This window comes from Cyclobacteriaceae bacterium (assembly GCA_030584025.1).
In the GTDB taxonomy this organism is placed as follows: Bacteria; Bacteroidota; Bacteroidia; order Cytophagales; family Cyclobacteriaceae; genus UBA2336.
The window spans coordinates 42,634-66,769 of sequence record CP129487.1 but is presented as its reverse complement, the minus strand read 5'-3'; the positions used below and the strand labels follow the sequence as shown (position 1 = coordinate 66,769).

Genomic DNA, 24,136 nt, shown 5'->3' with positions numbered 1-24,136 from the left:
CAAGGGGGTTGATGAAACAAAATTTAAGCTACTACAAAACAGCGATTCAGGATCGCCTCGTACTGATTCCCAAACCTGGCGTAACACCAATGTTTGAGCTCCCGGATGTCATCGCCAATCAACAGGTTGATGGCCTTTCGCAGCTCCTTTTCAAAGAGCTGAGCGTCAAAACTCACTTTGGTGAGCACTTTCTTGACATAATTTAGCATCGCAATACGTAATGAACGGTTAAAAAATTAGTTATGCTTGCAACAGTTAAATTTAACATGGAGTTAAATGAACTGAAAGAACATTTTTAGTTTTGTAACGATCATTTTGGTACAGAGATTGAGTATGAGGCCGGATTTTTCGATAATCGTTCTTTTTACCCTGCTATTAGCCCTGCTGAGCGCAACGTTCACTTACGGACAGGATATTCAGATCACCTTAGGGCCCGATGAAATCGGTCAGAACCAAGCCTGGACCATAACCGTTTCGGTTCAAAACGAGCGATTGAAGAGCATTGACAACTTTCCGGATATTGACGGATTCTCAAAAGCCGGGCAATCCACCTCCTCGCAAACCAGTATCATCAACGGGCAGATTTCCTCCTCGCAAAGTATCATCATGTCGTACTTTCCGTCACGGCAAGGCACGATAACGGTTCCGGCCTTTAAAATGAAAGTGAACGATCAGGTGATCTCCTCACCCGGAAAAAAAGTGAAAGTTGGCCCACCCGTTACGCAACAACGCCAGGTAGATCCGTTCAGAAGTTTTTTTGAACGCGACAATGTATATGGTGCGCCACCCACCGAATACATCGACATTAAAGAAGATGCCTTTCTTGCGCTCACCACCAATAAAGATGAAGTGTATATTGGCGAAGGCGTGAATGCCGTATTGGGATTTTATGTTGCTGAAGACAACAAAGCACCACTGTATTGGCACGACATCAGCAAACAGATGTCGGAGATTCTAAAAAATTTAAAACCCGCCAATTGTTGGGAAGAAAATTTCAACATAGAAAACATTGAAGGAGAACGGATAACCTTAAATGGAAAACTGTACACGCGATACAAAATGTATCAGGCAACTTTTTATCCAATCAATACTGAACCGGTTGTGTTCCCAAGCGTTCCACTGGAAATGAAAAAATATAAAGTGGCAAAAAATCCTTCCTTCTTCGGGCAAAACCGGCAGGAGGATTTGAAGACATTTTACTCGAAACCAAAAACGGTGAAAGTAAAAGAGCTGCCTCCACATCCGTTGAGCAAGCAAGTGGCCGTTGGCGATTACCGGTTGGAAGAAAAAATAAGTTCAACCGCTTTGCAGACCGGAAAAAGTTTCTCGTACGATTTTATCATTTACGGAGAAGGAAATATTTCATCCATTGAAAAGCCGAACGTAAAAAACACGATCAACTTTGATTTTTACGAACCCAACGTTCGACAAAACATCAGGCGCGATGCAAACCGGGTAATGGGAAGCAAATCGTTCAGTTACTTTATTATCCCCAAAGAACCAGGCGAATTTAAACTGGCCGATGATTTTCAATGGATTTTCTTCAATCCCGTAAAGGCAACATACGATACACTGAAAGCAACCGCTTCTGTGGTGGTGGAAGGTGAAAGCTTGAAAAATGAAGTAATTGAATCCGTTGATGGAGGTTCTTTCTACGATCGCATCAATATGGCTGACAACACCCTCCGCGCCACGGGAGATAATCGCTGGCTTACAATTTTATTGAATAGTCTTATTTTGGTGATGTTGGCCGGATCGGCTTACCTTGTGTTCAAGAAATAATTCAAAATTCAACATTCAAAGTCTTAAAACTTTGAACCCTTCCAATAAATTTTGAATATTGATTTTTGTGAGTATCCGATCAGGCCGAAAGTAATAGATTAACCGTCATTGCGAGGGATCCCGATAACGATCGGGAGGCTGAAGCAATCTCATTCTCAACATTGAAATTGGGATTGCTTCGCTAGCGCCTGCTTACCGCAGGCTGGCTCACAATGACGAAAGCATTTAGGATTGGAGCGGATTATTCATATTGATTTTTGAATGCATGAATACTTACGGTAAACTTTTTCGGATCACTACATTTGGCGAATCGCACGGCCCCGCGATTGGCGTGACTATTGACGGATGCCCGGCCAGTCTTGACATCGATGAAGCGTTTATCCAATCAGAACTGGATCGCAGAAAACCCGGCCAGTCGAAAATAACCACGCAACGTAAAGAAGCTGATACATTCAAAATTCTCAGCGGTGTTTTTGAGGGAAAAACTACCGGAGCGCCAATTGCGCTGGTCATCGAAAATCAGGATCAGCGCAGCAAAGATTACAGCCATCTTGAAAATACCTTTCGGCCGTCACATGCCGATTACACGTACGAGACAAAATACGGTTTACGCGACTACCGGGGTGGCGGAAGAAGTTCAGCACGCGAAACAGCCGCTCGCGTAGCCGCAGGCGCTATCGCCAAATTATTACTGAGAAAAAAATCCATTGATATTCAGGCTTACGTTTCGAAGGTTGGCACTATCCAGGCACCTTTCTACACACAACTTGATCTTTCCAAAACAGAAGATAACATCGTTCGTTGTCCTGATCCGGCTACAGCCGAAAAAATGATTGCGCTGATTGATGAAACCCGTTTGAACCGCGATACCATTGGTGGTGTGGTAACCTGCGTAATCAAAAACACTCCGGTTGGATTAGGCGAACCCGTGTTCGATAAACTTCATGCCGAGCTTGGCAAAGCCATGCTGAGCATCAATGCGGTGAAAGGTTTCGAGTACGGAAGTGGTTTTGAAGGAACAACGTTAACAGGCTCACAACACAACGATGAATTTGTAAACGAAGGCGGCAAGATCAGAACCAAAACAAATCACTCAGGCGGTGTACAGGGCGGCATCAGTAACGGTGAAGATATTTATTTTAACGTGGCCTTTAAGCCGGTGGCCACCATTATGCAAGATCAACAAAGTGTAGATAAAGAAGGAAACGAAGTATCGGTGAGCGGCAAGGGACGACATGACCCGTGTGTGGTGCCGCGCGCTGTACCGATTGTTGAAGCCATGGCCGCCTTGGTGCTGGCCGATTTTCTGCTGCGCGCAAAAGTTTCGCGGATATAAATGAAAAAAATTTTACTCCTGGTACTGATATGCGTTTCGCTGTCGGTGCATGCCCAGGTGTATACGGTTGAAACCGTACCCAACACCAAGCTGATTAATAACAGTTATGTCAGTGACTTAACAAAAATTCTACACGACACCACAGTAAGCCGCATCAATCAATTGCTGGGCGATCTGGAAAGAGCCGCTACGGCACAGGTTGCCGTTGTCATGCTTCCTTCCATTGGCGAAGAAGATCATGTTGATTTTGCGCAACGCCTTTTCCGCCATTGGGGAATCGGGCAAGCGAGTAACGACAATGGACTGTTGATTCTGTTTATCATGGATCAGCGCACCATCCGGTTTCATACCGGTTACGGGGTTGAGGGCGTTTTGCCCGATGCTACCTGCAAGCGCATTCAACAGCGGTTCATGGTGCCCCATTTCAGGGAAGGTGATTACAATACTGGTATGCTTCGCGGTATTGAGGCCACAGTTTCCATTCTTTCCAAACCGGAAGCCATCGAAGAGTTATTTGCGCGTGACACCTCGCAAGATCACTACGCGTATATCGTGTTTGTCGCTTTGTATAGCGTGGTCGCGCTCGTATACTTACTGATGATCGCCATGTCAGGAAAATTCAAACAAGCAAATGAATATGAAGTTCAGAAAGTGACAATTTCACTACCACGTTGGTTGCTTCTTTATCTAGCTCTACCCCTGTTGCTGTTTTTTTTAGCTTACAATTTTAAATGGCCGCTTATTTGGTTTCCCGTAGTGTTTTACGCTTTAATTGTAATCTGGTTTATTGAACGATTTGCACGAGTTTCATCTAAAGGAAAAAACTTTGTAGTCAGGGGCCAGCAACAGGATGCCTATAACTTTATGAACGGGCAGAAGACATACTGGTTATTGATGGCCATATTTTTTCCTTTACCCATGATTTTTGTGTACCAACTGTTTCGTAGCAAACGTAATAGTTTCAGGGATCATCCGCGCACATGCAGAAAATGCAACGCTAAAATGGCTAAACTCTCAGAGGCGCAGGAAGACGAGTTTTTGAAAGAAGGACAAATAGCAGAAGAGAAAATAGGCACAATTGATTACGATGTGTGGAAATGTAACTCCTGCGGATCGACTGAAATTCTTCGGTACCCAAATAAAAATTCAAAATTCACTACCTGCCCGAAGTGCAGTTTCATGACTTACCACTTTGGTGCCAGACGAACCATCGAACGCGCCTCCTACTCTGCTGAGGGATATGGTGAAGAAGAGCGTACCTGTTTGCATTGCGGGCATCACCACATCGATAAATTCATCATTCCCATGTTGGTCATGTCTTCTTCATCAGATAGTGACAGCAGTTCATCATCATCAAGCGACAGCGGAGGAAGTTGGGGTGGTGGTGACTCGGGTGGTGGTGGTGCGAGCAGCAGTTGGTGAAGTCTAGCCAATGGCCCATTAATACAAATTAAGGGGTGCATCTTTTGTAAATACTCTTATTTTTAGGCCATGAAGTTGAAACGTATTCCCCTTTACGGTAAAATTCTCATTGGCATGGCACTGGGCATGATCTGGGGCTTGAGCGCTGACGGACTTGGATTGATTGAGTTCACCAACAACTGGATCAAACCCTGGGGAACGATTTTCATCAACGGATTAAAACTCATTGCCATTCCGCTCATCATTTTTTCGTTGATTGATGGGATTTCCAACTTATCGGATGTTTCAAAACTTTCGCGCATTGGGGGACGAACCATAGGACTTTACCTGGCTACCACGGTTGTTGCTGTTACCGTAGGATTGTTGTTGGTTAATGTAATTAAGCCGGGAAAATTTCTGACTGCCGAAAAACGAGAAGAACTAAGCAATGCCTATGCATCCGATATCGGTTCACGCATTTCTTCTGCACAGGATGTTCAGGATGACGGACCCTTGCAAATTCTGGTTGATATAGTACCTGAGAATGTGTTTGGGGCCATGTCGAACAACTCAAACATGCTGCAGATTATTTTCTTCGCCATGTTGTTTGGTGTGGCCATGATTCTGGCCAAGCCTGATAAAATCAAACCGGTTAAATCCTTCTTTGATGGTGCCAACGAGGTGATCCTGAAAATTGTTGACATGATTATGCGCTTTGCGCCTATTGGTGTGTTTGCGCTTCTGGCCAGTTTAAATATTGACATCGGTTTGTTAAAGGCATTAGGGGTATACAGTTTAAATGTAGTGCTCGGCTTAGCGGTAATGGTTTTTATTACGTATCCACTAATCTTAAAAGCCTTCACCAAAATGCCTTATATGCGTTTTATCAAAGGCATTCTCCCCGCGCAAGTATTGGCGTTTTCAACCAGTTCCAGTGCGGCTACCCTTCCGGTTACCATCGATTGCGCAGAAAAAAACCTCGGCATCTCCGAAGAAGTTTCAAGCTTTGTGTTGCCGTTAGGTGCCACCATTAACATGGACGGTACCAGTATTCACCAAGGTGTTTCGGCTGTTTTTATTGCACAAGCTTTTGGGTTGGATTTAACATTGGGCCAGCAACTCACCATTTTAATGACAGCCGTACTTTCCTCCATTGGAGCGGCTGCGGTGCCGGGTGCCGGAATCATCATGCTGATTATAGTATTGGAAGCGGTTGGTCTTGATCCTACCGGATTAGCCCTTATTCTTGCTGTTGACAGACCGCTGGATATGCTTCGCACCGTTGTAAACATTACCGGAGATTCTACAGTAGCCAGCGTAATTGCAGGCACAGAGGGCGAATTGATGGAAACCCCGCCCGCAGAGCTGGATCAAGCCTAAATAAAATCCTGCGAACGGTATTTTGTTTAAGCCGCATTCCCATAAATTGCGAAGATTTGGCTATCACATTATGAAGAAAATTCCGTTACACATCCGCATTTTTATTGGGATGTTTTTGGGCATTGTGCTCGGTTTGGTTTCCATCTTTTTGCACTGGGGCCCTTTTATTTCCGATTGGGTAAAACCCTTCGGAACCATCTTCATCAACTTATTAAAGTTGATTGCCATTCCGCTGATTTTGGTTTCGCTCATCAGCGGTGTATCAAACCTGAAAGATATTTCAAAACTCTCGCGCATTGGTGGAAAGACGATAAGCTTTTACCTGATCACCACCGTAATTGCCATTATTGTTGGATTGGTGGCCGTAAATACTATTAAACCTGGAAACTTTCTTTCGAAAGAAAAACAAATTGAACTATCGGAGAAGTACGCCAAGGATGCCAATCTGAAAGTGAGCGATGCGGAAAAGCTAAAAGAATCCGGTCCGTTGCAAGTAATCGTTGACATTGTTCCCGATAACATTTTTGGTTCCATGAGTTCGAACCGAAACATGCTGCAGGTGATTTTCTTTGCCATACTATTCGGTATCGCCTTGATCATGATCCCTGAACAAAAAGGAATTTATGTAAAGGGATTTTTTGATGGCGTCAATGAGGTCATTCTAAAAATTGTGGACATCGTGATGCACTACGCCCCCATCGGTGTGTTTGCATTGATCGGTGCACTTATTGTCGACTTTGCCGGTGATGATCCGAAACAGGCGCTGGAACTATTCAGCGCATTAGGGGTGTACGCCATTACGGTGCTGTTGAGCCTCGCGCTGATGATCCTGGTGATCTATCCGTTCTTCATGCGGATGTTCACACACATTAAGTACACACAGTTTTTGAAGGGTATTATTCCTGCCCAAATTATGGCGTTCTCAACCAGTTCAAGCGCTGCTACACTACCCGTAACGATGGAATGCGCAGAAAAAAATCTGGGCATCAAGGAAGAGATCACCAGCTTTGTACTTCCATTAGGTGCAACCATCAACATGGATGGCACCAGCATTCACCAGGCGGTTACGGCTGTATTCATTGCGCAAGCTTTCGGTCACGACCTGACACTTGCTGATCAGCTTATGATCGTGCTTACGGCAACCTTATCTTCAATTGGTGCTGCCGCAGTGCCCAGTGCGGGATTGATTACCCTCGTCATCGTGCTTGGCGCAATTGGCGTTTCACCAGAAGGATTGGCGCTGATCATCGCAATCGACCGGCCACTCGATATGTGCCGAACCATCGTTAATGTTACCGGAGATACAGTTGTGGCCAGCATCGTAGCCACCACCGAAAACGGTTTTCGAAAAGAGCCTGCAATGAACTAAATTTGCAGCTGGCTGTTTTATTGACATACTAAAACGAAATTTCAGGCATGAACGTAGTTCCCAAGCATATCCATATTTATCTGGAATCAAACCCTAACCCGAATTCGCTGAAATTTGTGGTGAATGAAATGTTGATTCCGGATGGAATGAGTTTTGATTACCCCACCCGTGAAAGTGCAGCCAATGCACCCCTGGCGCAGGAGTTGTTCGATTACCCATTCGTTGACCGTGTTTTCTACATGAGCAACTTCATCACCGTAACTAAACGGGAAGATGTGGAGTGGTTGGAAATTCAGAACGTAATCAAAGATCACATTCAGAAATTCCTTGAATCGGGTCGCTTTATCATTGAAATGAGTGAGGCCGAGTCAGCTCCTGCAGAAGAAGAAACCGAAACCGTTAAAAAAATAAAAACCATTCTGGAGGAATACATCCGCCCGGCAGTGGAACAGGATGGTGGCGCCATTACGTACCACTCGTTTACAGATGGCATCGTGAAGGTAAAATTGCAAGGCTCGTGCAGCGGATGCCCTTCTTCTATGGTAACGCTGAAGGCCGGTATTGAAAACCTGTTCACCCGCATGATGCCGGGTGAGGTGAAATCTGTAGAAGCATTCTAGAAAAAGTTTGAGATGCCAGGTAGGGTTACAAAACCTGGAGCCTTATAGCCCGTAACCTGCATCCAGAAACTTATTGTGCCTGTTCTTTCAGGTGTTTATCTAAAAATTGCAGAATCGACTCAGCCGACTTAATCTGATTTTCCTTCTTCACCCAACCGTGTCCTTCATCAGGGAAGACTACGTATTCCACCGGAACGCCATTGGCTTTGGCTGCCTCCACAATCTCATCCGATTCCACCTGTAATACGCGCGGATCGTTACTTCCCTGTAAAACAATAAACGGTTTCGTAATCTTATCCGCATGAAACAAGGGCGATTTGTTATACAAGGCCACAGAGTCTTTCACGGGGTCACCCATTTCGGTGTACAATGCATCGCGGAAGGAAGTCCACCAGGGCGGAATACTCTTTAACGTACGCAACCAGTTGGTTACGCCAAACAAATTAACACCTACATCAAATTCTTCAGGAGTAAAAGCCAACGCGGCCATTACCATGTATCCACCATAGCTTCCTCCGTAAATTCCAATTTTATCGGCATCAACAAAATCGAGTGTTTGTAAATATTGCTTACCTGCTATGCAGTCTTTCAAATCCACATCGCCATGCTTCTTATCATCCGCTGCATAAAAGGTTTTTCCGTAACCGGAACTGCCCCGATTGTTCACACACAAAATGGCATATCCATGGTTTACAAAATACTGATAGCTGCTGTTGTAGTTCAGTCGGGTTTGACCTCCCGGTCCACCATGCACCTGTACCAAGGCAGGAACTTTATCGCCTTTCTTCAATCCTTTGGGTTTGTATAACAAGGCAGGTATTTCAAGGCCATCATAAGATTTAAACCGAACAACGGTTGCCTCTACTAAATCATCTCCATTGATTTCAGGCGTTAATGTGTTGGTCAACTGCTTGATCTCGTCCGTTTCCAGGTTATACAGGTATAAGTTGCTGGGCGATTTTGATGTACTCACATAAAAGGTCATCAGCTTTTCGCTGTCGGAAATATTTACCCCGGTAATATCGCCTTTCGGAACATTTTTCAACTGGACCAGTTTTCCGCCATCGGCCTCATTATACACTTTTATCTCTGTGCGGGCATCGTTGTTGATGGCGACCACCCGATACTTGCCGTTGCGCGACAAATACGTGTACATGATATCCCACGGAGCATCTTCAATTTTCGTCTTCTCTCCTGTTGCCAAATCATAGCTGGAGATGTACATGAATTCGCTGCCTTCATTGGTGAGGTAAATCAACTTCTTGCCATCAGGCGAAAAGTATTGCGGACTGTAATCTATATCCCCTTCATGCGGTGTAATGTGTTTGCTCTCCCCCGACTCCGTATCCAGAATATATACATCCGAATTGTTGGTGGTAATGGGTTTGATTAGGGCTATGTATCGGTTGTCGCGCGAGATCGCTGTAGGATCAAGACCCTCGTTGTTTTGATACACCACCATGGAAGGGTACACGTTTCCTTCTGTAGGTGCTGCACTTACATCAACCCGATGCAAATCAAAAAAGCGTGGGTCACGACTATTCGAAGCATAGTACATTAACTTCTTATCATGACTCCAACCATAAAAATTTGCTTTGGCTGCGGAGTCAGAAATAATATCCGTGCTTGAACCATCCGGATTTCGCACGAATATGTGATCGATCTCATTTCCACCTTTGTCGCTGGTGTATACAATGCGATCATCGCTTGGAAAATACGAAGCCGCAAACACCGACTCTTCTGTTGAACTGGTTAGCTGCCTCCGTTCATCGGTAGCCAAATCCAATTCAAACACATTGTAAATTCCTGTTTCATTTGAGCCGAGCAAAAGCTTCTTTTCATCCGGAGAAAATCCGGCACTATAGATGTTTTTCACATCCATAAATTGTTCAATCGTGTACGGTTTTGGTGGAGCTTCTGTTTCGGTTGTTTTACACGCACCCAGCCAAACCAGCAATACCAAGGGGTAAAAGACTTTTTTAGTTTGCATAGCATTTAGAGGATTAATTCTACTTTAAATTACAATTATTTTCTTCCGGCTGCGTGGCATATCCACCAGCGGTAACGTATTTTTAGGAATGCGTAAATTGATTCTGTTTCTATTGATCGGGATTTGCCAGATGGCGGACGCACAATCGGTTATGGTCATGTCGTACAACATCCGGTTTGATAACCCGGGTGATGGTGAAAATGCGTGGCCAAACCGCATTCAAAAAGTGGCGCACGTTATCCAAAAGTATGATCCTGACCTGATTGGCATTCAGGAAGCGCTGCATCATCAGCTTGAGGATTTGATACGGGTATTGCCTGATTACACCTACGTAGGCGTGGGCCGCGATGACGGAAAACAACGGGGTGAATACAGCGCCATTCTTTTTAAAAATAACCGCTTCGGCTTACTTGAAAAAGAAACCCGATGGCTTTCCGAAACACCCGAAATGCCTGGAAGCATAGGTTGGGATGCCGCGATAACACGTTTGGTTACCATTGCCCGGTTTTACGACAAGCAACTCAAACGTGAGTTTGCGTTGTTCAACACCCATTTTGATCATGTTGGAAAAGAAGCCAGAAAAATGAGCGCCTTGCAACTTATGGAATGGATTGACGAAACCCGACAACGCTCGCAGAACCTGCCTGTATTGCTTACCGGTGATTTTAACTGCGAACGCACGGAAGAACCCTATGACGCACTGGTAAAAGATAATTTGCTCATTGACACCAAACCCGCAAACGATAACACGGGTACGTATTGCAATTTTGCTGTTGGCAGTATGGAGTGCCGCCCCATTGATTTCATCTTCCACACCAAAGAATGGATTTTGCGAAATTACAAAGTAGCGCAGGATAACGATGGCAAGCACTACCCGAGTGACCACCTACCTGTAATTGCAGTGTTTGAGTTGAGTTTGGAACGGTGATGTCATGAGCAAAGTCACAGGAATGCTTAAGGTAATTTTATTCGGGGTTGTGATACTCTTTATGACTATAGTGGGCATCTTTTTGCTATACCTTTCAAATACCGAGGCGCTAGCTATTGTAACTTTTGAAACGGAAACAGGTCTTAAATTTCCTGAACAGTATACCGTTTTATCAAAAAGTGGGTCATGGCAAAGAAATCGAATTAGCATTGCAATTAAAATTGATTCCACTGACTACCAAGAGTTAATAGATGAAATTCAGAAAAGCCCACTTTATAATGACAGTATTTATTTAACTGAATATTTTGGCTTATCTCCAGAATTTCATAAAACAAAAGGAATGTGGATGGACCATGACTCTGTGTTTTACTATTTGAATTTGCGTTCAACCATTAACAATAGCTTAATTAGAAAGGAGAATAGAATAATAGAATTTGACTTATCTCCCTACTGAGTTATGAATATTTATAGCAAAGATGTTCATGCTAGAAATAAATCAACTTAACCCGGTCAAATAATCCTCTTCAAATTCACCCAGCTCAATTGAAAAATCATCGGCATCGAGGTGTGCCGGAAACTTATCGCGGAAAGCCTGTAAGGAATGTGCGTTAAGCTGAATGGTTTTGATTGTTTCTGATCCTTCGCTCGTAAACATCAACTCACCTTTCGGTGAATAAATGGAAGAGTGCCCGTTATATTCAATGCCGTTGCCATCCAATCCCACCCTGTTCACGCCAACCGTGTAACTCAGATTTTCAATCGCGCGGGCTTTTAGTAACGCATCCCATGCATCGATGCGGGCAGTAGGCCAGTTGGCTACATAAATCAACAAATCGTAATTGAGGCGCTGGGCGGTAATGTCGTATGTGTTACGGCTCCATACCGGAAAGCGCAGGTCGTAACAAATAAGGGGACAAATACGCCAGCCTTTCCAGGAAGACACAAGCATACTTTCGCCCGGAGAATAGGTTTTGTGTTCAACGGCCATTCGGAACAAATGGCGCTTGTCGTACGTCTTGTACTGCCCTCCGGGCTCCATCCACAGCATGCGGTTATAGTAGCGCTCATGTACCGTAGCGATGTAACTGCCCAATATTAGTGCACCGGTCTGGTCGGCCATCTGGCGCATCCACTTGAACGTACGCATGTTCATGTGCTCGGCCAGTTTGGGCGCATTCATGGTAAAGCCGGTGGTGAACATTTCGGGTAACACAATCACGTCCGTATCCTGCCCGATCTGCCATATTTTTTCCTCAAATGCGGAAAGGTTGGCATCAATTTCTTCCCAATACAGGTCGGCCTGAATAAGCGTGATTTTTAAGTCTTGCATAGTGGTTGTTTCGAGGCGCAAGTAACGAAAGAAGTGAGCAGCAGGCAATAATAAGTAGGCAGTTTGCAGCAGGCAGTAGGCAATTATTAGGCTATCACTTGCCTACTGCTGATTGCCTATTGCCTACTTGTATTTAGACTGTTAAATTTTCCTCAAAATTTCCATCGCCTGATCTAACGTCTGTTCGCTTTTGGCAAAACAAAAACGCAACAGCTTGTTGTCGGTTTTGTCGTTATAAAAAACAGAAACCGGAACAGAAGCTACCTTGTGTTTGATGGTCAGTTCTTCTGCCATCTGCCTGTCGGGCAAAGAAGAAATATTTTTATACGACAGCGATTGAAAGTACGAACCATGGCACGGCATCGGCTCAAAGGATGACCCTTTTATGCCTTGTAAAAAGTAATCGCGCTTTTGCTGATAAAACGAACCCAGGTTTTCGTAGTGAGTCGGTGTTTTCATGTATTCGGCCAAGGCTAGTTGAACCGGGGTGTTTACCGAAAAGGTAATGAACTGATGCGTCTTACGGATTTCACGGGTTAACGCTTCCGGTGCAATGGCGTAGCCTACCTTCCAACCGGTGGCGTGAAAGGTTTTTCCAAAAGAAAACACAGCTATGCTTCGCTTGGCAAGGTTTGGATAGTAAAGCACGCTTTCATGCCGGATGTTATCAAAAATAATTCGTTCATACACCTCATCACTCAACACAATCAGGTCGTGTTCCGCTGCCAGCTGTTCGAGTTGTTTCAGGTCATCTGCGGTAAGCACAGCCCCACTCGGATTTTGCGGTGTGTTTACCATAATCATCCGCGTACGCGAAGTAATGCGTGATTTCACTTCTTCCCAATCGATAGAAAAATCCGGGTAACGAAGATTAATATGAACCGGCACACCACCGTTTAACCGGATAGCCGGATTATACGAATCATAAGCCGGATCAAACACAATCACTTCATCGCCCGGATGAACAAAGGCGGCAATGGATGCATACAATGCTTCTGTCGCACCTGCTGAAATGGTGATTTCCGTTTCAGGGTTAAGCTGATGGTTATAGGTTTTTGAAATTACTTCAGCAATAACGTTACGTAGCGCAGGCGCACCCGGCATAGGCGCATATTGATTGTGCCCGGCTTTCATGTACTGATGGATCAGATCAATAATAACCGGATCAACACTAAAATCAGGAAAGCCTTGTGAAAGATTGATGGCACCATGATCGGCAGCCATCTTCGACATGATGGCAAAGATGGAGGTACTGATATCAGGAAGACGGGATTCTATTTTCATGGTAAGCAGTAGGCAAATTGCAATTTAACATCATCATTTGCATATTGCCTACTGTTCATTGCCTACTTTCTTAGCGGTGCTAAAATGCGGTATTCGGTTTTTACATCTCCACGGCTGATGTCGGTGAGTTTTCCTTTCAGTAATCGCTTCTTCAGCGAAGTGAGGTAATCGATAAACAATTTTCCTTCAATGTGGTCGTACTCGTGTTGGATGATACGGGCCTGCATGCCATCGTATTCTTCTTCCTTCAACTCCCAATTTTCGTTGTAATACCTGATCCGAATGGTGTCCTTCCGTGAAATCTTTTCCCGTATGTTCGGAATGCTCAAGCAGCCTTCTTCAAAATCCCACGGTGTACCTAATTCTTCCAGCATAACCGGATTAATAAAGGCCTTCTTAAAATCTTCCATGCCCTCCTCGGCCTCATCATCGTCCTTTTCCAGTCCGGTACCATCCACCACAAACAGGCGAATGCTCTTGCCAATTTGGGGAGCGGCCAGCCCTATTCCCTGAGCCGCATGCATGGTTTCATACATGTCCTCAATCAACTGGCTAAGATCCGTACCCGGTTCAACATCCTTTGCGCGTTGCCTCAGCACCGGGTCGCCATACATCACTATCGGGTAAACCATTTGTATTTCACGTGTTTAGAACTGCAAAAATAAGGATTATTCATTCGATAATAAATGCCGGGGACTATCGGGCATCCATAAACGCCTGCAGAATCAACACCGCACTCACCTTATCCACATTGCCTTTTACCTGACGGTCTTTCTTTTTCATTCCACCTTCAATCATGGCGCGTTGTGCGATGGAGCTGGTAAAACGCTCGTCTGCTTCATGAACCGGTTTTCCCGGAAACGCTTCTTTCAATTTTACAATGAATTCACGCACCAAGGGTGCCGTAGCTGAATCTTCATTCTTCAATGTACGCGGCATACCTATCACAAATTCATCCACGGTTTCCTTTGACGTGTAGCTTTTCAGATAGGCCAGTAAATCGTTTGACGAAACCGTATCTAAAGCTGTGGCGATAATGCGTAACGGATCAGTTACTGCCAACCCGGTTCGCCTGGTTCCATAATCAATGGCAAGAATCCGGCCCATGAATTAATTAAGGCGGATGCGTTCAAAGAAGGCCTGCTTCACCTTGGTTTCCAGCATCATGGCCTTGGGCAATAAAATCTCATTTTCGATGCGGGCGTGGGTAATCAGGTTTTGCTCAAAATCGCGGAGTTCGTTGAAGATCACTTTCACATGCAACGGAGCACCGGGTTTGATCTCGTAATCTTTGGTAATCTTACGAATGCCTTGCATTTCATCATCGTGTGCTTCATGCTCAACAGCAAACTTCTGTACAGAGAAACGCTCCATCAACTGATACAGCCTGGTCGGAATATACGTTCCGGTAGATGCCCGTTCCAGCGCTTTGATATAACTGAACAGCGTATCCTCCTCTTCGTAGATGTGGTGAATAAAATCTTCCACAAATAGCGGAAACACCAGTTTCAGATCGCGTTCCACTTGCTGATAGTCTTCATGGTTTGCCTTAAAGGCATCCACCAATTTGGCAATATAGGGCAGCTTATGTTTGATGAATAAAAAATGGGAGTGCTTAAGGTACTCTACGATCAAATCAATGGGGTAGGAAATCAACGGTATGTCGGCCTCACGTAAATGGGTAGGCGACTCCAGTTCACGAATGACCTGGTCAACCTTCAATCCATTGGCCAGGCAAGCCTGTTCAAGGGTGTGTTCGGAATACTCGTCAAACCGGATGCCGAAATAAAACAGCACATAGGCGTGGACGTAGTTCTCGTCAACGAGCTGGGCAATGCGCTTGGTTTTAAGTCCGGCTGATTCCATACAATTATCAAATATAGGGTAAAGGGTAAAAAAACGCACCCTTTAAACCGGTTGATTTGCCAAAGTGCAGTTTTAGCCGTTTTTTACCCCCCGATTGATCAAATTTTTCCAACCAATTAAAAGTGATAGTCGTTAAACCGGTACACTACTATAATTTTGCAGGATGAGCGAACAACCTAAAAATACACCTTACCAGATTCGGTTACCCCTTGTTTTATGCATTGGCCTGGCTGCCGGAGTTTTTATTGGCTCCAGTTTTAATGCACAGAAACCTTCGCGGGATGTAACCAAAGATGTTCAAAAACTACGGGAAGTGCTTACTTATATCGATACCAAATACGTGGATGATATTACTACCGATAAGTTGGTAGATGAGTCGATTCGTCACCTGCTCTCTAAACTCGATCCACACTCCCACTACATCCCGGCCAGCGATCGCGTGGCTGCCAACGAAGAACTGCGTGGAAATTTTGATGGCATTGGCGTGGAGTTCAACATTTTTCAGGATACGATTATGGTGGTAACACCACTCAGCGGTGGACCTTCAGAAAAATTGGGCATCCGATCAGGAGATAAAATTATTAAGGTTGACGATGAGAATGTGGCAAGCATTGGCATTACCACACAAGATGTAATGCGGTTGCTGAAAGGCCCGCGTGGCTCGGAAGTGAAAGTGACCATTCTTCGCGGAAAGCAAACATTCGATTACAACATTGTTCGTGATAAGATTCCACAGTTTTCCATCGATGTATCGTACATGGTGGATAGCGAGATCGGCTACATCAAACTGAATCGGTTTTCAGCTACCACGTATGAAGAATTTTCAAAAGCATTGATCAAGTTGAAAGATCAGGGCATGAAAAAGCTTATCCTTGATCTCCAGGGTAACGGTGGCGGATACATGAGCATGGCCATCGACCTGGCTGATGAATTTCTTTCAGAAGGAAAGAAAATTGTATACACCGATGGAAAAGATAAGAGACTGAACACCAATGCAGCATCTACCAACCGTGGTAATTTTGAAAATGGCGACCTGATAATATTGGTGAATGAAGGAAGTGCCTCTGCTTCTGAAATTCTTGCAGGTGCGTTACAGGATAACGACCGCGCATTAATTGTAGGAAGAAGAACCTTTGGAAAAGGTCTTGTACAAAATCCGTTCGACTTAAGTGATGGCTCTGAATTACGCCTGACTATTTCGCGCTACTATACACCAAGCGGGCGTTCCATTCAAAAGCCGTACGATGATGAAGAGGAATACTCGTTGGATCTGATTGAACGCTACAAGAATGGGGAGTTCTTCTCTGCGGATAGTATAAAGCTTAACGATTCACTGCGATACAAAACTGCAAACGGCCGTTCTGTTTATGGCGGTGGCGGCATTATGCCCGATTACTTTGTACCGCTGGATACTACGATGAACAGTCATTTTTTAAATGCGTTGTACTCTTCGCTATCCATTTATGAGTATGCTTTCAATTACGCCCATCACAACAAGGAAAAATTAGAAAGCAATGGATTTGAAACGTTCAGGAAAAACTTTGTAGTTACTGATGCGATGTTAAATGAACTGATTGCTATTGGCCAACGGAACAAGGTTAAACCCGATTACCAGGATTTGAAGCGAAATAAGAAAATCTTCCAGTTACACGTAAAAGCACAAATTGCCAGAAGAATTTGGGGCAATGACGGGTTGTTTCCGATCATTAACGAAACCAACGAAATCTTTTTGCAATCGCTGAAGTTGTTTGAACGCATGCCGGAGTTGAACAGGCAGGCGATGTAAGTTTGAAGTTATTCGTGCATTTTGTTTGTGCATTAGCTAATTTACTAACTTAGCTGCGCTAATTTTCTGACTCATGTACTACTATCGACTCGGCAATATTCCACCCAAACGGCATACACAATTCCGACAGCCGGATGGAAGCTTGTATAAAGAAGAACTGGTAAGCTCAGAAGGTTTTTCGGGCATTTATTCCAACCTGTATCACATCCATCCGCCCACGCGCATCAAGGCCTTGAAAGATCCAGTGAAGTATGGGCCAGAGATTGTACATGATTACGCGCTGCGACAAACACACCTGAACACCTCAAAAGTTACCACCACCGGAAATGATTTTCTGGATGCGCGTAAAGTGTTATTGAAAAATAATGATTGCGCCATCTCCATCTGCTCACCCAAACAACGTAAGATGGATTACTTCTATAAAAACGCAGAGGGCGATGAAGTGATTTACATTCACGATGGAAAGGGCGTGCTCATTTCGCCTTTTGGTAAACTCGAAATCCGCCAAGGCGACTACGTGGTTATACCTCGCACCGTAATCTATAAGCTTGAATTTGAAGAAGGCCCGTTGCGATTGTTGATTGTTGAATCAGCTTCACCGGTTGAAACGGTAAAACGTTATCGCAATGAATTAGGGCAGCTGTTGGAACACTCCCCATACTGCGAGCGCGACATTCGCCCGCCACACGAACTCATTACCGATGCCAGTCGCGGGGAATTTTTGATGAAGATTAAAAAGCAAGGCTACCTACATCAATACATCTATGATTTCAGTCCGCTGGATTTAGTGGGATGGGATGGTTTCTTGTGGCCGTATGCTTTTTCCATTCACGACTTTGAACCCATTACCGGTCGCATTCATCAGCCGCCCCCGGTACACCAAACCTTCCAGGCACACAACTTTGTAATTTGTTCATTTGTGCCGCGGTTGTTCGATTATCATCCGCAAGCCATTCCTGCACCGTATAACCACAGCAACATCGACAGCGATGAAGTGTTGTATTATGCGGAAGGAAATTTCATGAGCAGAAGAGGGATTGACCGTGGATCGTTCACGCTTCATCCGGGAGGTCTACCACACGGCCCGCATCCGGGCACGGTTGAAAAAAGTATTGGCGCGAAAGAAACGCATGAGTTGGCCGTGATGATTGACACGTTTAAGCCACTGTACCTGACTACTGATGCACTGGAGTTTTTAGATAAGAATTATCCGATGAGCTGGACGGATAACGATCCGAACATGCCGTACAACGAGATTAATACACCGTAAAAAAATAAAGGGGCTCAGGCCCCTATTTTTTGTCCTTTTCCTACCCAGAAATAAATCAACCAGGATAAGGACTTCATACCTTGTGGTCGTTTACAGTTACCTACATAATGACAGCAATTCAGAATCCTCAACTCTGCCAATTGGCCAACGGAAGTTACCCCTCACCAGTTGGGAAGTAGTACCATACATTCCTTCAAAAAGATTTATGGCAAATTTACCCTCAATGATGTAGGGATAATCGTAACTGTCCATTCCGGTGTTTTCAATAACTCGTTCTATTCTAATAAATGAACGAGGATCACGTTCGTTTGGCACCACTGAATCCGATCTATAAAATTCGTCCTCCGTGGAGATGAACAAGTACGCTTCTGCACTTAAATTTCGATTCACTAGAAAAACACTATTCTCCAAGTCGTACTCCTCATAATACCCATTTTGATTGATTGGGAAACCAATACTACTAGTACTGGCATTCATCACTCTACCTAAGTAGCTTAGACTGTTGCTGGGATCAAGTTCGTCCTTGAAAACCTTTTTCCTTATCCAAAAATCAACTTTAGTTATAAAACCTGCATCCGTTGGAATTTGTAAAGACACCCGATTCGCACCATCAATCCAATCTTTTGCACACCTCCCTTTGTAACTCGTATGTAAAGAATACCCATCACTCGAAACTTTATAAGAGAAGCCCTTCAATTCAAAATTGAGATAAAAATTATCAGTAGGTTCAACGGGGGCTACCTCCTCCTCATGAGAATCGGATGAACATGAGTTTAAAATGAAAGCAGCTAAGACAATTAAGAAATGGATACTTTTAATCATAAACTTTAATTAATATCGCTACTCACTCTGGAAACGCAAGGGAATACGGAACATAACAGGTAATGGTTCATGCACAAAAGCCGTATACCACAAATATTTAAGCCCTCTTTTCGTGTTTCGTCAGGCAAACGACTTTTTAAAACTCGGAGCCGTTTACTTTTGTGATTTGAAATTATAAAAACCATGAGATTATTTACAACACTTGCCCTTATTTTTTCAACGCTTGCCGTTTACGCGCAATTACCCGAAAAGGCCGAGGATGTCAGTCCGTTGCTGATAGGCGAAAAAATACCGGAAACACAGGTTTTAACTATAGACGGAAAGTCCCTTTCAACAAGTGATCTGTTCAAGACAGGTAAAACAATCGTCATTTTCTATCGGGGCGGGTGGTGCCCGTATTGCAATGCACACCTAAGTGAAGTGGGTCAGATTGAATCAGAGTTGCGCGCCTTGGGGTATACCCTTATAGCCATTAGTCCGGATGCGCCCGAAAACCTGAAGAAAAGCGTTGATAAAAATAAATTGACGTACACGTTGGTTTCGGACAAGAACGGTGCGCTCGCAAAAGCGATGGGCATTGCCTTTAAAGCGCCTCAACCTTACGAGAAATTGCTCACACCTAATCAAGGGGATGGAGCAGAACTGCATTTGCCGGTTCCTGCAGTGTTTCTGGTAAATGAAGAAAGTGAGATTTTGTTTGAGTACATCAATCCGAATTATAAGAAAAGAATCAGCGGTGACTTGTTGCTTTCAACTGCAAAGATTTTTGCCAAAAAGAATTGAAGGGATAACCCAGCGCGCGGAGTCCCCCTTCGGGGTTAGGGGCGTGGGCTGCAAGTTTGTTGTACACCCGCTTGAATTTACCTGGATTCCAGCACCCAATTTTCAATCACTTTCGGGTACCAGGCATATTCCAATTGATGGACCTTGTGTGCAATGGCTTCAGGTGTATCATCCGGCATCACCGGACAAATGGCTTTGAATAAAATGCGGCCTTCATCGTACTGTTCATTCACTTCGTGCATGGTGATACCCGTTTCGGTTTCACCGGCAGCTTTAACCGCTTCATGCACCTTGGCGCCATACATGCCCTTGCCTCCAAACTTGGGTAATAATGCCGGATGGATATTGATGATTTTTCCCGGATATGTGCGGATCAGGTTTTCAGGAATCAGCCAAAGAAAACCAGCCAGAACAACATGTGTTATTTTCTTTTCCTTCAACCAATTCACCACCTCATCAGTTTCCCGAAATTGCTTGCGATTAAAAACCATGGTTGGAACTTCATGGTTTGCCGCACGCACCAGGGCATAAGCATCCGCATTATTTGATAAAAGTCCAGCAACAGAAATTTGCTGATGATTCTTGAAGAACTTAAAAATCTCCTCGGCATTGGTTCCGCTTCCTGACGCAAAGATGGCTAATCGATATGAGGATGTATTGAGTTGAGTCACACGTACCAGTTTAACACTTTACACAATCGCCATACTTAAAATACCTAACAACATAATCACTTTACAGAAACTACTCAGCCAGGAATAATCTCTTTTTGTATCAGCCTTTACCAGTTGTGCCACCAGCCAGACTAATGGAACAAAAAGCATCATTAAAAAATAAATCACAGGAAGTTTCACGTAAAGCTGATTGATCAATAATACGGCTATACCAAAAAAGCCAATGATCACATACAACAAGTTTTTTGTTTTGCGAATGCCCCATACAATGGGAATGGTTTTACACCCGTAGGTATTATCGCCTTTCAGGTCTTCCATATCTTTAATGATTTCGCGAACCAGTGTCATGAAAAAAGCAAACACGGCATACACGATAACAAGTGGATTGAACACGTCATATAAAATATTCAATACCCCGATTGAAAGACCCGTTAGCAGAGCAACTGCAAAATTTCCCACAAAGGGAAGTCGCTTGAGCAAGTTGGAATAAAACCAAAGCAACGAAACCGAAAAAATATTGATGGCCACAATCCACCACGAAACAAAAACCGCCAACCCGATACCGGCAACCGACAATATTCCATGTAACAAAATAGCATGTCTTCGGGGAACACTTCTTCCCACTACTACCCGATTAGGATTGTTCACCAGGTCTATCTTAACATCATAATAATCGTTGATCACGTATCCACCGGCTGCAATCAAAGCCGAGGAAGCACACATCAACAGTAATCGCCAATCTGTAAAAACATCAGCTTTGAGCAGAAACCAGGCCGTGAAGTACTGGGCAAATACCAGTATCAGCAGGTTCCACGTACGGGTTAACCTGAATAGTGCGGTAATAATTTTTTTGCTGAGGCGCATGGTAAGGGTTGGGCAAAAGTACAAACAAGCGTTTGAAGTTCCGCCCTTCCCGTTGAGCGCTTTTGGTACAAATAATCAGAGCTCATCTCAAATACCTTTAATGTCAGGTTGAGCCTTGTCGAAACCAATTTTTGGAACTCGAAATAGCCTTCGACAAGCTCAGGCTAACATATGAAACTGATTTTGAGATGACCTCTGATTAAAACCTGGCACTTAACATCACCATAAAATGCCTGCCTGCCTGCGGGTAGTAATAATTCTCCCGAAACTCCTCTCCTCCGCCCAGGTAACCCCAGGTATAGCCGTTCGATTCATATGCAACATCAAACACATTGTTCACCAACAGGTTTAACCGGAGCTCTTTCATAAACTTCGGAGTGAAAGCATACGATACCCGTACATCATTGGTCAGGTAGGCATCCAACTGTCGTGATGAGTTGGACGTATTATCCATGAATTGTCGACCAACGTATTTGGTGAGCAGTGAAATTTCGGCTGCCTTACTTGGCATGTACCGAAATACTGAACCCGCAATGATGCTTGGTGAAAATGAAATATCTGTATTACGAAACGTTCGGGTTACCACATTGAATTCATCAAAATCAACTCCGTAATCATACAGTATTTCAGAAAATTCCTCAATCTTATTTCTGCTCAGCGTCAGGTTTGCATCCCAGGCTAACTTCTCAGAAAGTTTTACAGAACCATCAACCTCAATACCCAAGCGATAGCTTTTATCTACATTGGTGCGAATCGCAGCGCCCACATCATTCAAGGCTCCAGTAAGCACCAGTTGATCGTTGTAGTTCATCCAGTACACGTTTACATTCAGCATTGTTCGGTCAGATAGTTTTCTGAAACCAACTTCCAGGTTGCCCAACGTCTCGTGTCTGGGCGTTTCATTCTGTGGATTGTCGATAAAATCTTTTCGCACCGGTTCACGATTCGCAACAGCGTATGAAGCATATAAACTTTGCCCCGACCCTAAATCATAGGTTAAACCAAACTTCGGATTGAAAAATGAATACTGCACATCTACATCAAATACATTCTGGCGATTATCGTTGCCGGCTGTTTGATAGCCTATGTTTCGGTATTGCACATCCAGAAAACCATTCAAGGCAGAAGTAAACTGGTAGTTGCCTTTCAGGTAAACGGTAAAATCCAGCTTCGTTGCATCATTGGAGTAGTAGTTATAATCTTTCGGAACAGTTGTTACCTGCGACCAGATGATCTCTCCGAAATGCCGTCCATCATACCGGTTCCACGCACCACCCAATACTGCATTCAATTTATTTTTTTCGAGTTGAAGCGAATACGTGAAGCCGTAGAAATCATTATCCAGCCAACGTCTGCGGATGATGTCGCTACGATTAATCACCGAATCGCCAATAGTTACCGGACTTAACCCATAATTACTGAAGCGATCGTTAATACGATACTCTTCATAGAAACCTCTGCCATACGTATAATGAAGTGCAACATTTCCCGTGAGGTTATTGGTAAACCGATGTGAGGTGTGCAGCTGATAATGATCCTGGGCATAATCATCCACCTGGTTATCGTAGGTGTAAATGTTAAACGTGCGACTATTTGAATTAAGCAGAAGCTGTGTCTGCTCATCGTTCCAGCCTTCATTGGAAGCCGTAACCAACATCGCTTCGGTATCATTGTTCAACCGTGACTCGGGAACACCGTACCAGCTTTGATACGTAACTTCATGTCCGCCAAAAACAATGGCTTTCACCATCGTTTTTCCGGAGTAATACCCTCCTGAAAAATAATAGGATGACAAATCAGATGTGGCGCGGTCAATAAATCCATCCGAACTGATTTTTGAAACGCGACCATCAAACGCCCAACGATCGCCTATCAAACCTGTTCCAAAACCCAACGTATTTCGCCAGGTATTAAACGAACCGAACGAATGCACATACTCGGCATACGGTTCATCGGCCAATGCGTTGGTTTGAATGTTGATGCTCGCACCAAACGCACCCGGTCCGTTGGTGGATGTACCCACGCCACGCTGTACCTGAACACTTTGTGTGGAAGAAGAGATGTCCGGAATGTTTACCCAGAATACACCTTGCGATTCGCTGTCATTATACGGAATGCCGTTAAGCGTAACATTGATTCGCGTGGCATCGCTTCCGCGGATGTTGATACCCGTATAGCCCACTCCATTTCCGGCATCGGAAGTGGTGACCACGGAAGGGGTCCAGTTTAGTTGAATGGGTAAATCCTGACCGAAGTTTTGCTTACGCAACGTTTGCTTATCAATCGTGCTGTATGTGGTAGGTGTTTTCTCACCCGCACGTGTAGCCGATACAATGATTTCATCGGTAAACGTTGTGCTTTCCTCCAGCAAAATTTCATTCACTCCGGATGAAAGTGTAATCCGTTTGGTTTTGTATCCCACAAACCGGATTTCAGCTTCATAGCTTCGCACATCTGCAAACTGAAAAGCGCCTTGTGCATCCGTTACGGTAATTTTTCTTTCCTGAGTGAGTGTAACCGTAGCCCCACTTAAAGGCTCATTCGTTCGCGCATCACGCACTACACCCTTCAATTGGCTTTGTGCCGATGCAGCCAATGGCAACAGCAACAATGCTGTCCACATTAATTTTTTAAACATTTTTTTTAATTTGTTA

Annotated in this window: 22 protein-coding genes; 11 read left to right on the top strand and 11 right to left on the bottom strand. The window is 44.2% G+C overall.

The genetic code is table 11. The features are described 5' to 3' along the window. Positions 1-23 precede the first annotated feature (23 nt). A complete protein-coding gene (locus QY309_00340; GenBank protein WKZ59940.1) occupies positions 24-209 on the bottom strand; it encodes a hypothetical protein in 186 nt (61 codons plus the stop codon). A gap of 124 nt (positions 210-333) precedes the next feature. Between QY309_00340 and QY309_00335 the strand changes: the two genes are divergently transcribed. From QY309_00335 to QY309_00310, 6 genes are all read left to right on the top strand, one after another. Then, a complete protein-coding gene (locus tag QY309_00335; GenBank protein WKZ59939.1) occupies positions 334-1,782 on the top strand; it encodes a BatD family protein in 1,449 nt (482 codons plus the stop codon). Between the two features lie 265 nt (positions 1,783-2,047). Then, positions 2,048-3,118 (top strand): chorismate synthase, encoded by a 1,071-nt coding sequence (gene aroC, locus QY309_00330; GenBank protein WKZ59938.1) that lies wholly within the window; start codon positions 2,048-2,050, stop codon positions 3,116-3,118. Next, positions 3,119-4,540 (top strand): TPM domain-containing protein, encoded by a 1,422-nt coding sequence (locus tag QY309_00325; protein ID WKZ59937.1) that lies wholly within the window; start codon positions 3,119-3,121, stop codon positions 4,538-4,540. It begins immediately after the preceding gene. Positions 4,541-4,609: 69 nt separating this feature from the next. Next, entirely contained in the window at positions 4,610-5,899 is a 1,290-nt protein-coding gene (locus QY309_00320; GenBank protein WKZ59936.1) for a dicarboxylate/amino acid:cation symporter, read from the top strand. Positions 5,900-5,969: 70 nt separating this feature from the next. Next, positions 5,970-7,268 carry a dicarboxylate/amino acid:cation symporter gene (locus tag QY309_00315; protein WKZ59935.1) on the top strand — a complete coding sequence of 433 codons (1,299 nt, stop codon included), beginning with the start codon at positions 5,970-5,972 and terminating at the stop codon, positions 7,266-7,268. Positions 7,269-7,315: 47 nt separating this feature from the next. Further along, positions 7,316-7,888 carry a NifU family protein gene (locus tag QY309_00310; protein WKZ59934.1) on the top strand — a complete coding sequence of 191 codons (573 nt, stop codon included), beginning with the start codon at positions 7,316-7,318 and terminating at the stop codon, positions 7,886-7,888. 70 nt (positions 7,889-7,958) lie between these two features. On the opposite strand, the gene QY309_00305 is transcribed toward QY309_00310, so the two are convergent. Continuing rightward, positions 7,959-9,878, bottom strand: a complete 1,920-nt coding sequence (locus QY309_00305; GenBank protein ID WKZ59933.1) for a prolyl oligopeptidase family serine peptidase — start codon at positions 9,876-9,878, stop codon at positions 7,959-7,961. A gap of 88 nt (positions 9,879-9,966) precedes the next feature. Between QY309_00305 and QY309_00300 the strand changes: the two genes are divergently transcribed. After that, positions 9,967-10,806: an endonuclease/exonuclease/phosphatase family protein gene (locus QY309_00300; GenBank protein ID WKZ59932.1), complete on the top strand. Its 840-nt coding sequence runs from the start codon at positions 9,967-9,969 to the stop codon at positions 10,804-10,806. A 4-nt stretch (positions 10,807-10,810) separates the two neighbouring features. Continuing rightward, a complete protein-coding gene (locus tag QY309_00295) occupies positions 10,811-11,260 on the top strand; it encodes a hypothetical protein (protein WKZ59931.1) in 450 nt (149 codons plus the stop codon). A gap of 42 nt (positions 11,261-11,302) precedes the next feature. Here QY309_00295 and QY309_00290 read toward each other — a convergent pair whose 3' ends face one another. The 5 genes from QY309_00290 to QY309_00270 all read right to left on the bottom strand — a co-directional run bounded on the left by QY309_00290 (position 11,303) and on the right by QY309_00270 (position 15,286). After that, on the bottom strand, positions 11,303-12,136 hold the full coding sequence (locus tag QY309_00290; protein ID WKZ59930.1) for an amidohydrolase: 834 nt from the start codon (positions 12,134-12,136) through the stop codon (positions 11,303-11,305). 141 nt (positions 12,137-12,277) lie between these two features. Further along, positions 12,278-13,420 (bottom strand): methionine aminotransferase, encoded by a 1,143-nt coding sequence (locus QY309_00285; GenBank protein ID WKZ59929.1) that lies wholly within the window; start codon positions 13,418-13,420, stop codon positions 12,278-12,280. Positions 13,421-13,482: 62 nt separating this feature from the next. Further along, a complete protein-coding gene (gene def / locus QY309_00280) occupies positions 13,483-14,052 on the bottom strand; it encodes a peptide deformylase (GenBank protein ID WKZ59928.1) in 570 nt (189 codons plus the stop codon). A 64-nt stretch (positions 14,053-14,116) separates the two neighbouring features. After that, the gene (gene ruvX / locus QY309_00275; GenBank protein ID WKZ59927.1) at positions 14,117-14,527 is read right to left on the bottom strand and encodes a Holliday junction resolvase RuvX; all 411 of its coding nucleotides are present in this window, start codon (positions 14,525-14,527) and stop codon (positions 14,117-14,119) included. 3 nt (positions 14,528-14,530) lie between these two features. After that, a complete protein-coding gene (locus QY309_00270; GenBank protein WKZ59926.1) occupies positions 14,531-15,286 on the bottom strand; it encodes a hemerythrin domain-containing protein in 756 nt (251 codons plus the stop codon). 163 nt (positions 15,287-15,449) lie between these two features. Between QY309_00270 and QY309_00265 the strand changes: the two genes are divergently transcribed. Both QY309_00265 and QY309_00260 read left to right on the top strand, forming a co-directional pair. After that, positions 15,450-17,072: a S41 family peptidase gene (locus QY309_00265; GenBank protein ID WKZ59925.1), complete on the top strand. Its 1,623-nt coding sequence runs from the start codon at positions 15,450-15,452 to the stop codon at positions 17,070-17,072. Between the two features lie 73 nt (positions 17,073-17,145). Continuing rightward, positions 17,146-18,342, top strand: a complete 1,197-nt coding sequence (locus QY309_00260) for a homogentisate 1,2-dioxygenase (GenBank protein ID WKZ59924.1) — start codon at positions 17,146-17,148, stop codon at positions 18,340-18,342. Between the two features lie 96 nt (positions 18,343-18,438). On the opposite strand, the gene QY309_00255 is transcribed toward QY309_00260, so the two are convergent. After that, complete coding sequence (locus QY309_00255) at positions 18,439-19,164, bottom strand: hypothetical protein (GenBank protein ID WKZ59923.1); 726 nt, start codon at positions 19,162-19,164, stop codon at positions 18,439-18,441. Positions 19,165-19,347: 183 nt separating this feature from the next. Here QY309_00255 and QY309_00250 point away from each other — a divergent pair, with 183 nt between their 5' ends. Beyond that, entirely contained in the window at positions 19,348-19,947 is a 600-nt protein-coding gene (locus QY309_00250; GenBank protein ID WKZ59922.1) for a peroxiredoxin-like family protein, read from the top strand. Between the two features lie 77 nt (positions 19,948-20,024). On the opposite strand, the gene QY309_00245 is transcribed toward QY309_00250, so the two are convergent. The 3 genes from QY309_00245 to QY309_00235 form a co-directional block, all read right to left on the bottom strand. Then, entirely contained in the window at positions 20,025-20,618 is a 594-nt protein-coding gene (locus tag QY309_00245; GenBank protein WKZ59921.1) for a phosphoribosylglycinamide formyltransferase, read from the bottom strand. A gap of 18 nt (positions 20,619-20,636) precedes the next feature. Then, positions 20,637-21,482 carry a geranylgeranylglycerol-phosphate geranylgeranyltransferase gene (locus QY309_00240; protein ID WKZ59920.1) on the bottom strand — a complete coding sequence of 282 codons (846 nt, stop codon included), beginning with the start codon at positions 21,480-21,482 and terminating at the stop codon, positions 20,637-20,639. Positions 21,483-21,681: 199 nt separating this feature from the next. Beyond that, the gene (locus tag QY309_00235) at positions 21,682-24,120 is read right to left on the bottom strand and encodes a TonB-dependent receptor (protein WKZ59919.1); all 2,439 of its coding nucleotides are present in this window, start codon (positions 24,118-24,120) and stop codon (positions 21,682-21,684) included. Positions 24,121-24,136 lie beyond the last annotated feature (16 nt).

Bases quoted from the DNA above. Each gene is read 5' to 3' on its own strand.
- def (WKZ59928.1), bottom strand. From the start codon at position 14,052: ATGGTTTACCCGATAGTGATGTATGGCGACCCGGTGCTGAGGCAACGC.
- QY309_00335 (WKZ59939.1), top strand. From the start codon at position 334: ATGAGGCCGGATTTTTCGATAATCGTTCTTTTTACCCTGCTATTAGCC.
- QY309_00305 (WKZ59933.1), bottom strand. From the start codon at position 9,878: ATGCAAACTAAAAAAGTCTTTTACCCCTTGGTATTGCTGGTTTGGCTG.
- QY309_00340 (WKZ59940.1), bottom strand. From the start codon at position 209: ATGCTAAATTATGTCAAGAAAGTGCTCACCAAAGTGAGTTTTGACGCT.
- QY309_00290 (WKZ59930.1), bottom strand. From the start codon at position 12,136: ATGCAAGACTTAAAAATCACGCTTATTCAGGCCGACCTGTATTGGGAA.
- QY309_00315 (WKZ59935.1), top strand. From the start codon at position 5,970: ATGAAGAAAATTCCGTTACACATCCGCATTTTTATTGGGATGTTTTTG.
- QY309_00285 (WKZ59929.1), bottom strand. From the start codon at position 13,420: ATGAAAATAGAATCCCGTCTTCCTGATATCAGTACCTCCATCTTTGCC.
- aroC (WKZ59938.1), top strand. From the start codon at position 2,048: ATGAATACTTACGGTAAACTTTTTCGGATCACTACATTTGGCGAATCG.
- QY309_00235 (WKZ59919.1), bottom strand. From the start codon at position 24,120: ATGTTTAAAAAATTAATGTGGACAGCATTGTTGCTGTTGCCATTGGCT.
- QY309_00325 (WKZ59937.1), top strand. From the start codon at position 3,119: ATGAAAAAAATTTTACTCCTGGTACTGATATGCGTTTCGCTGTCGGTG.
- ruvX (WKZ59927.1), bottom strand. From the start codon at position 14,527: ATGGGCCGGATTCTTGCCATTGATTATGGAACCAGGCGAACCGGGTTG.
- QY309_00320 (WKZ59936.1), top strand. From the start codon at position 4,610: ATGAAGTTGAAACGTATTCCCCTTTACGGTAAAATTCTCATTGGCATG.
- QY309_00240 (WKZ59920.1), bottom strand. From the start codon at position 21,482: ATGCGCCTCAGCAAAAAAATTATTACCGCACTATTCAGGTTAACCCGT.
- QY309_00260 (WKZ59924.1), top strand. From the start codon at position 17,146: ATGTACTACTATCGACTCGGCAATATTCCACCCAAACGGCATACACAA.
- QY309_00265 (WKZ59925.1), top strand. From the start codon at position 15,450: ATGAGCGAACAACCTAAAAATACACCTTACCAGATTCGGTTACCCCTT.
- QY309_00310 (WKZ59934.1), top strand. From the start codon at position 7,316: ATGAACGTAGTTCCCAAGCATATCCATATTTATCTGGAATCAAACCCT.
- QY309_00270 (WKZ59926.1), bottom strand. From the start codon at position 15,286: ATGGAATCAGCCGGACTTAAAACCAAGCGCATTGCCCAGCTCGTTGAC.
- QY309_00300 (WKZ59932.1), top strand. From the start codon at position 9,967: ATGCGTAAATTGATTCTGTTTCTATTGATCGGGATTTGCCAGATGGCG.
- QY309_00250 (WKZ59922.1), top strand. From the start codon at position 19,348: ATGAGATTATTTACAACACTTGCCCTTATTTTTTCAACGCTTGCCGTT.
- QY309_00295 (WKZ59931.1), top strand. From the start codon at position 10,811: ATGAGCAAAGTCACAGGAATGCTTAAGGTAATTTTATTCGGGGTTGTG.
- QY309_00255 (WKZ59923.1), bottom strand. From the start codon at position 19,164: ATGATTAAAAGTATCCATTTCTTAATTGTCTTAGCTGCTTTCATTTTA.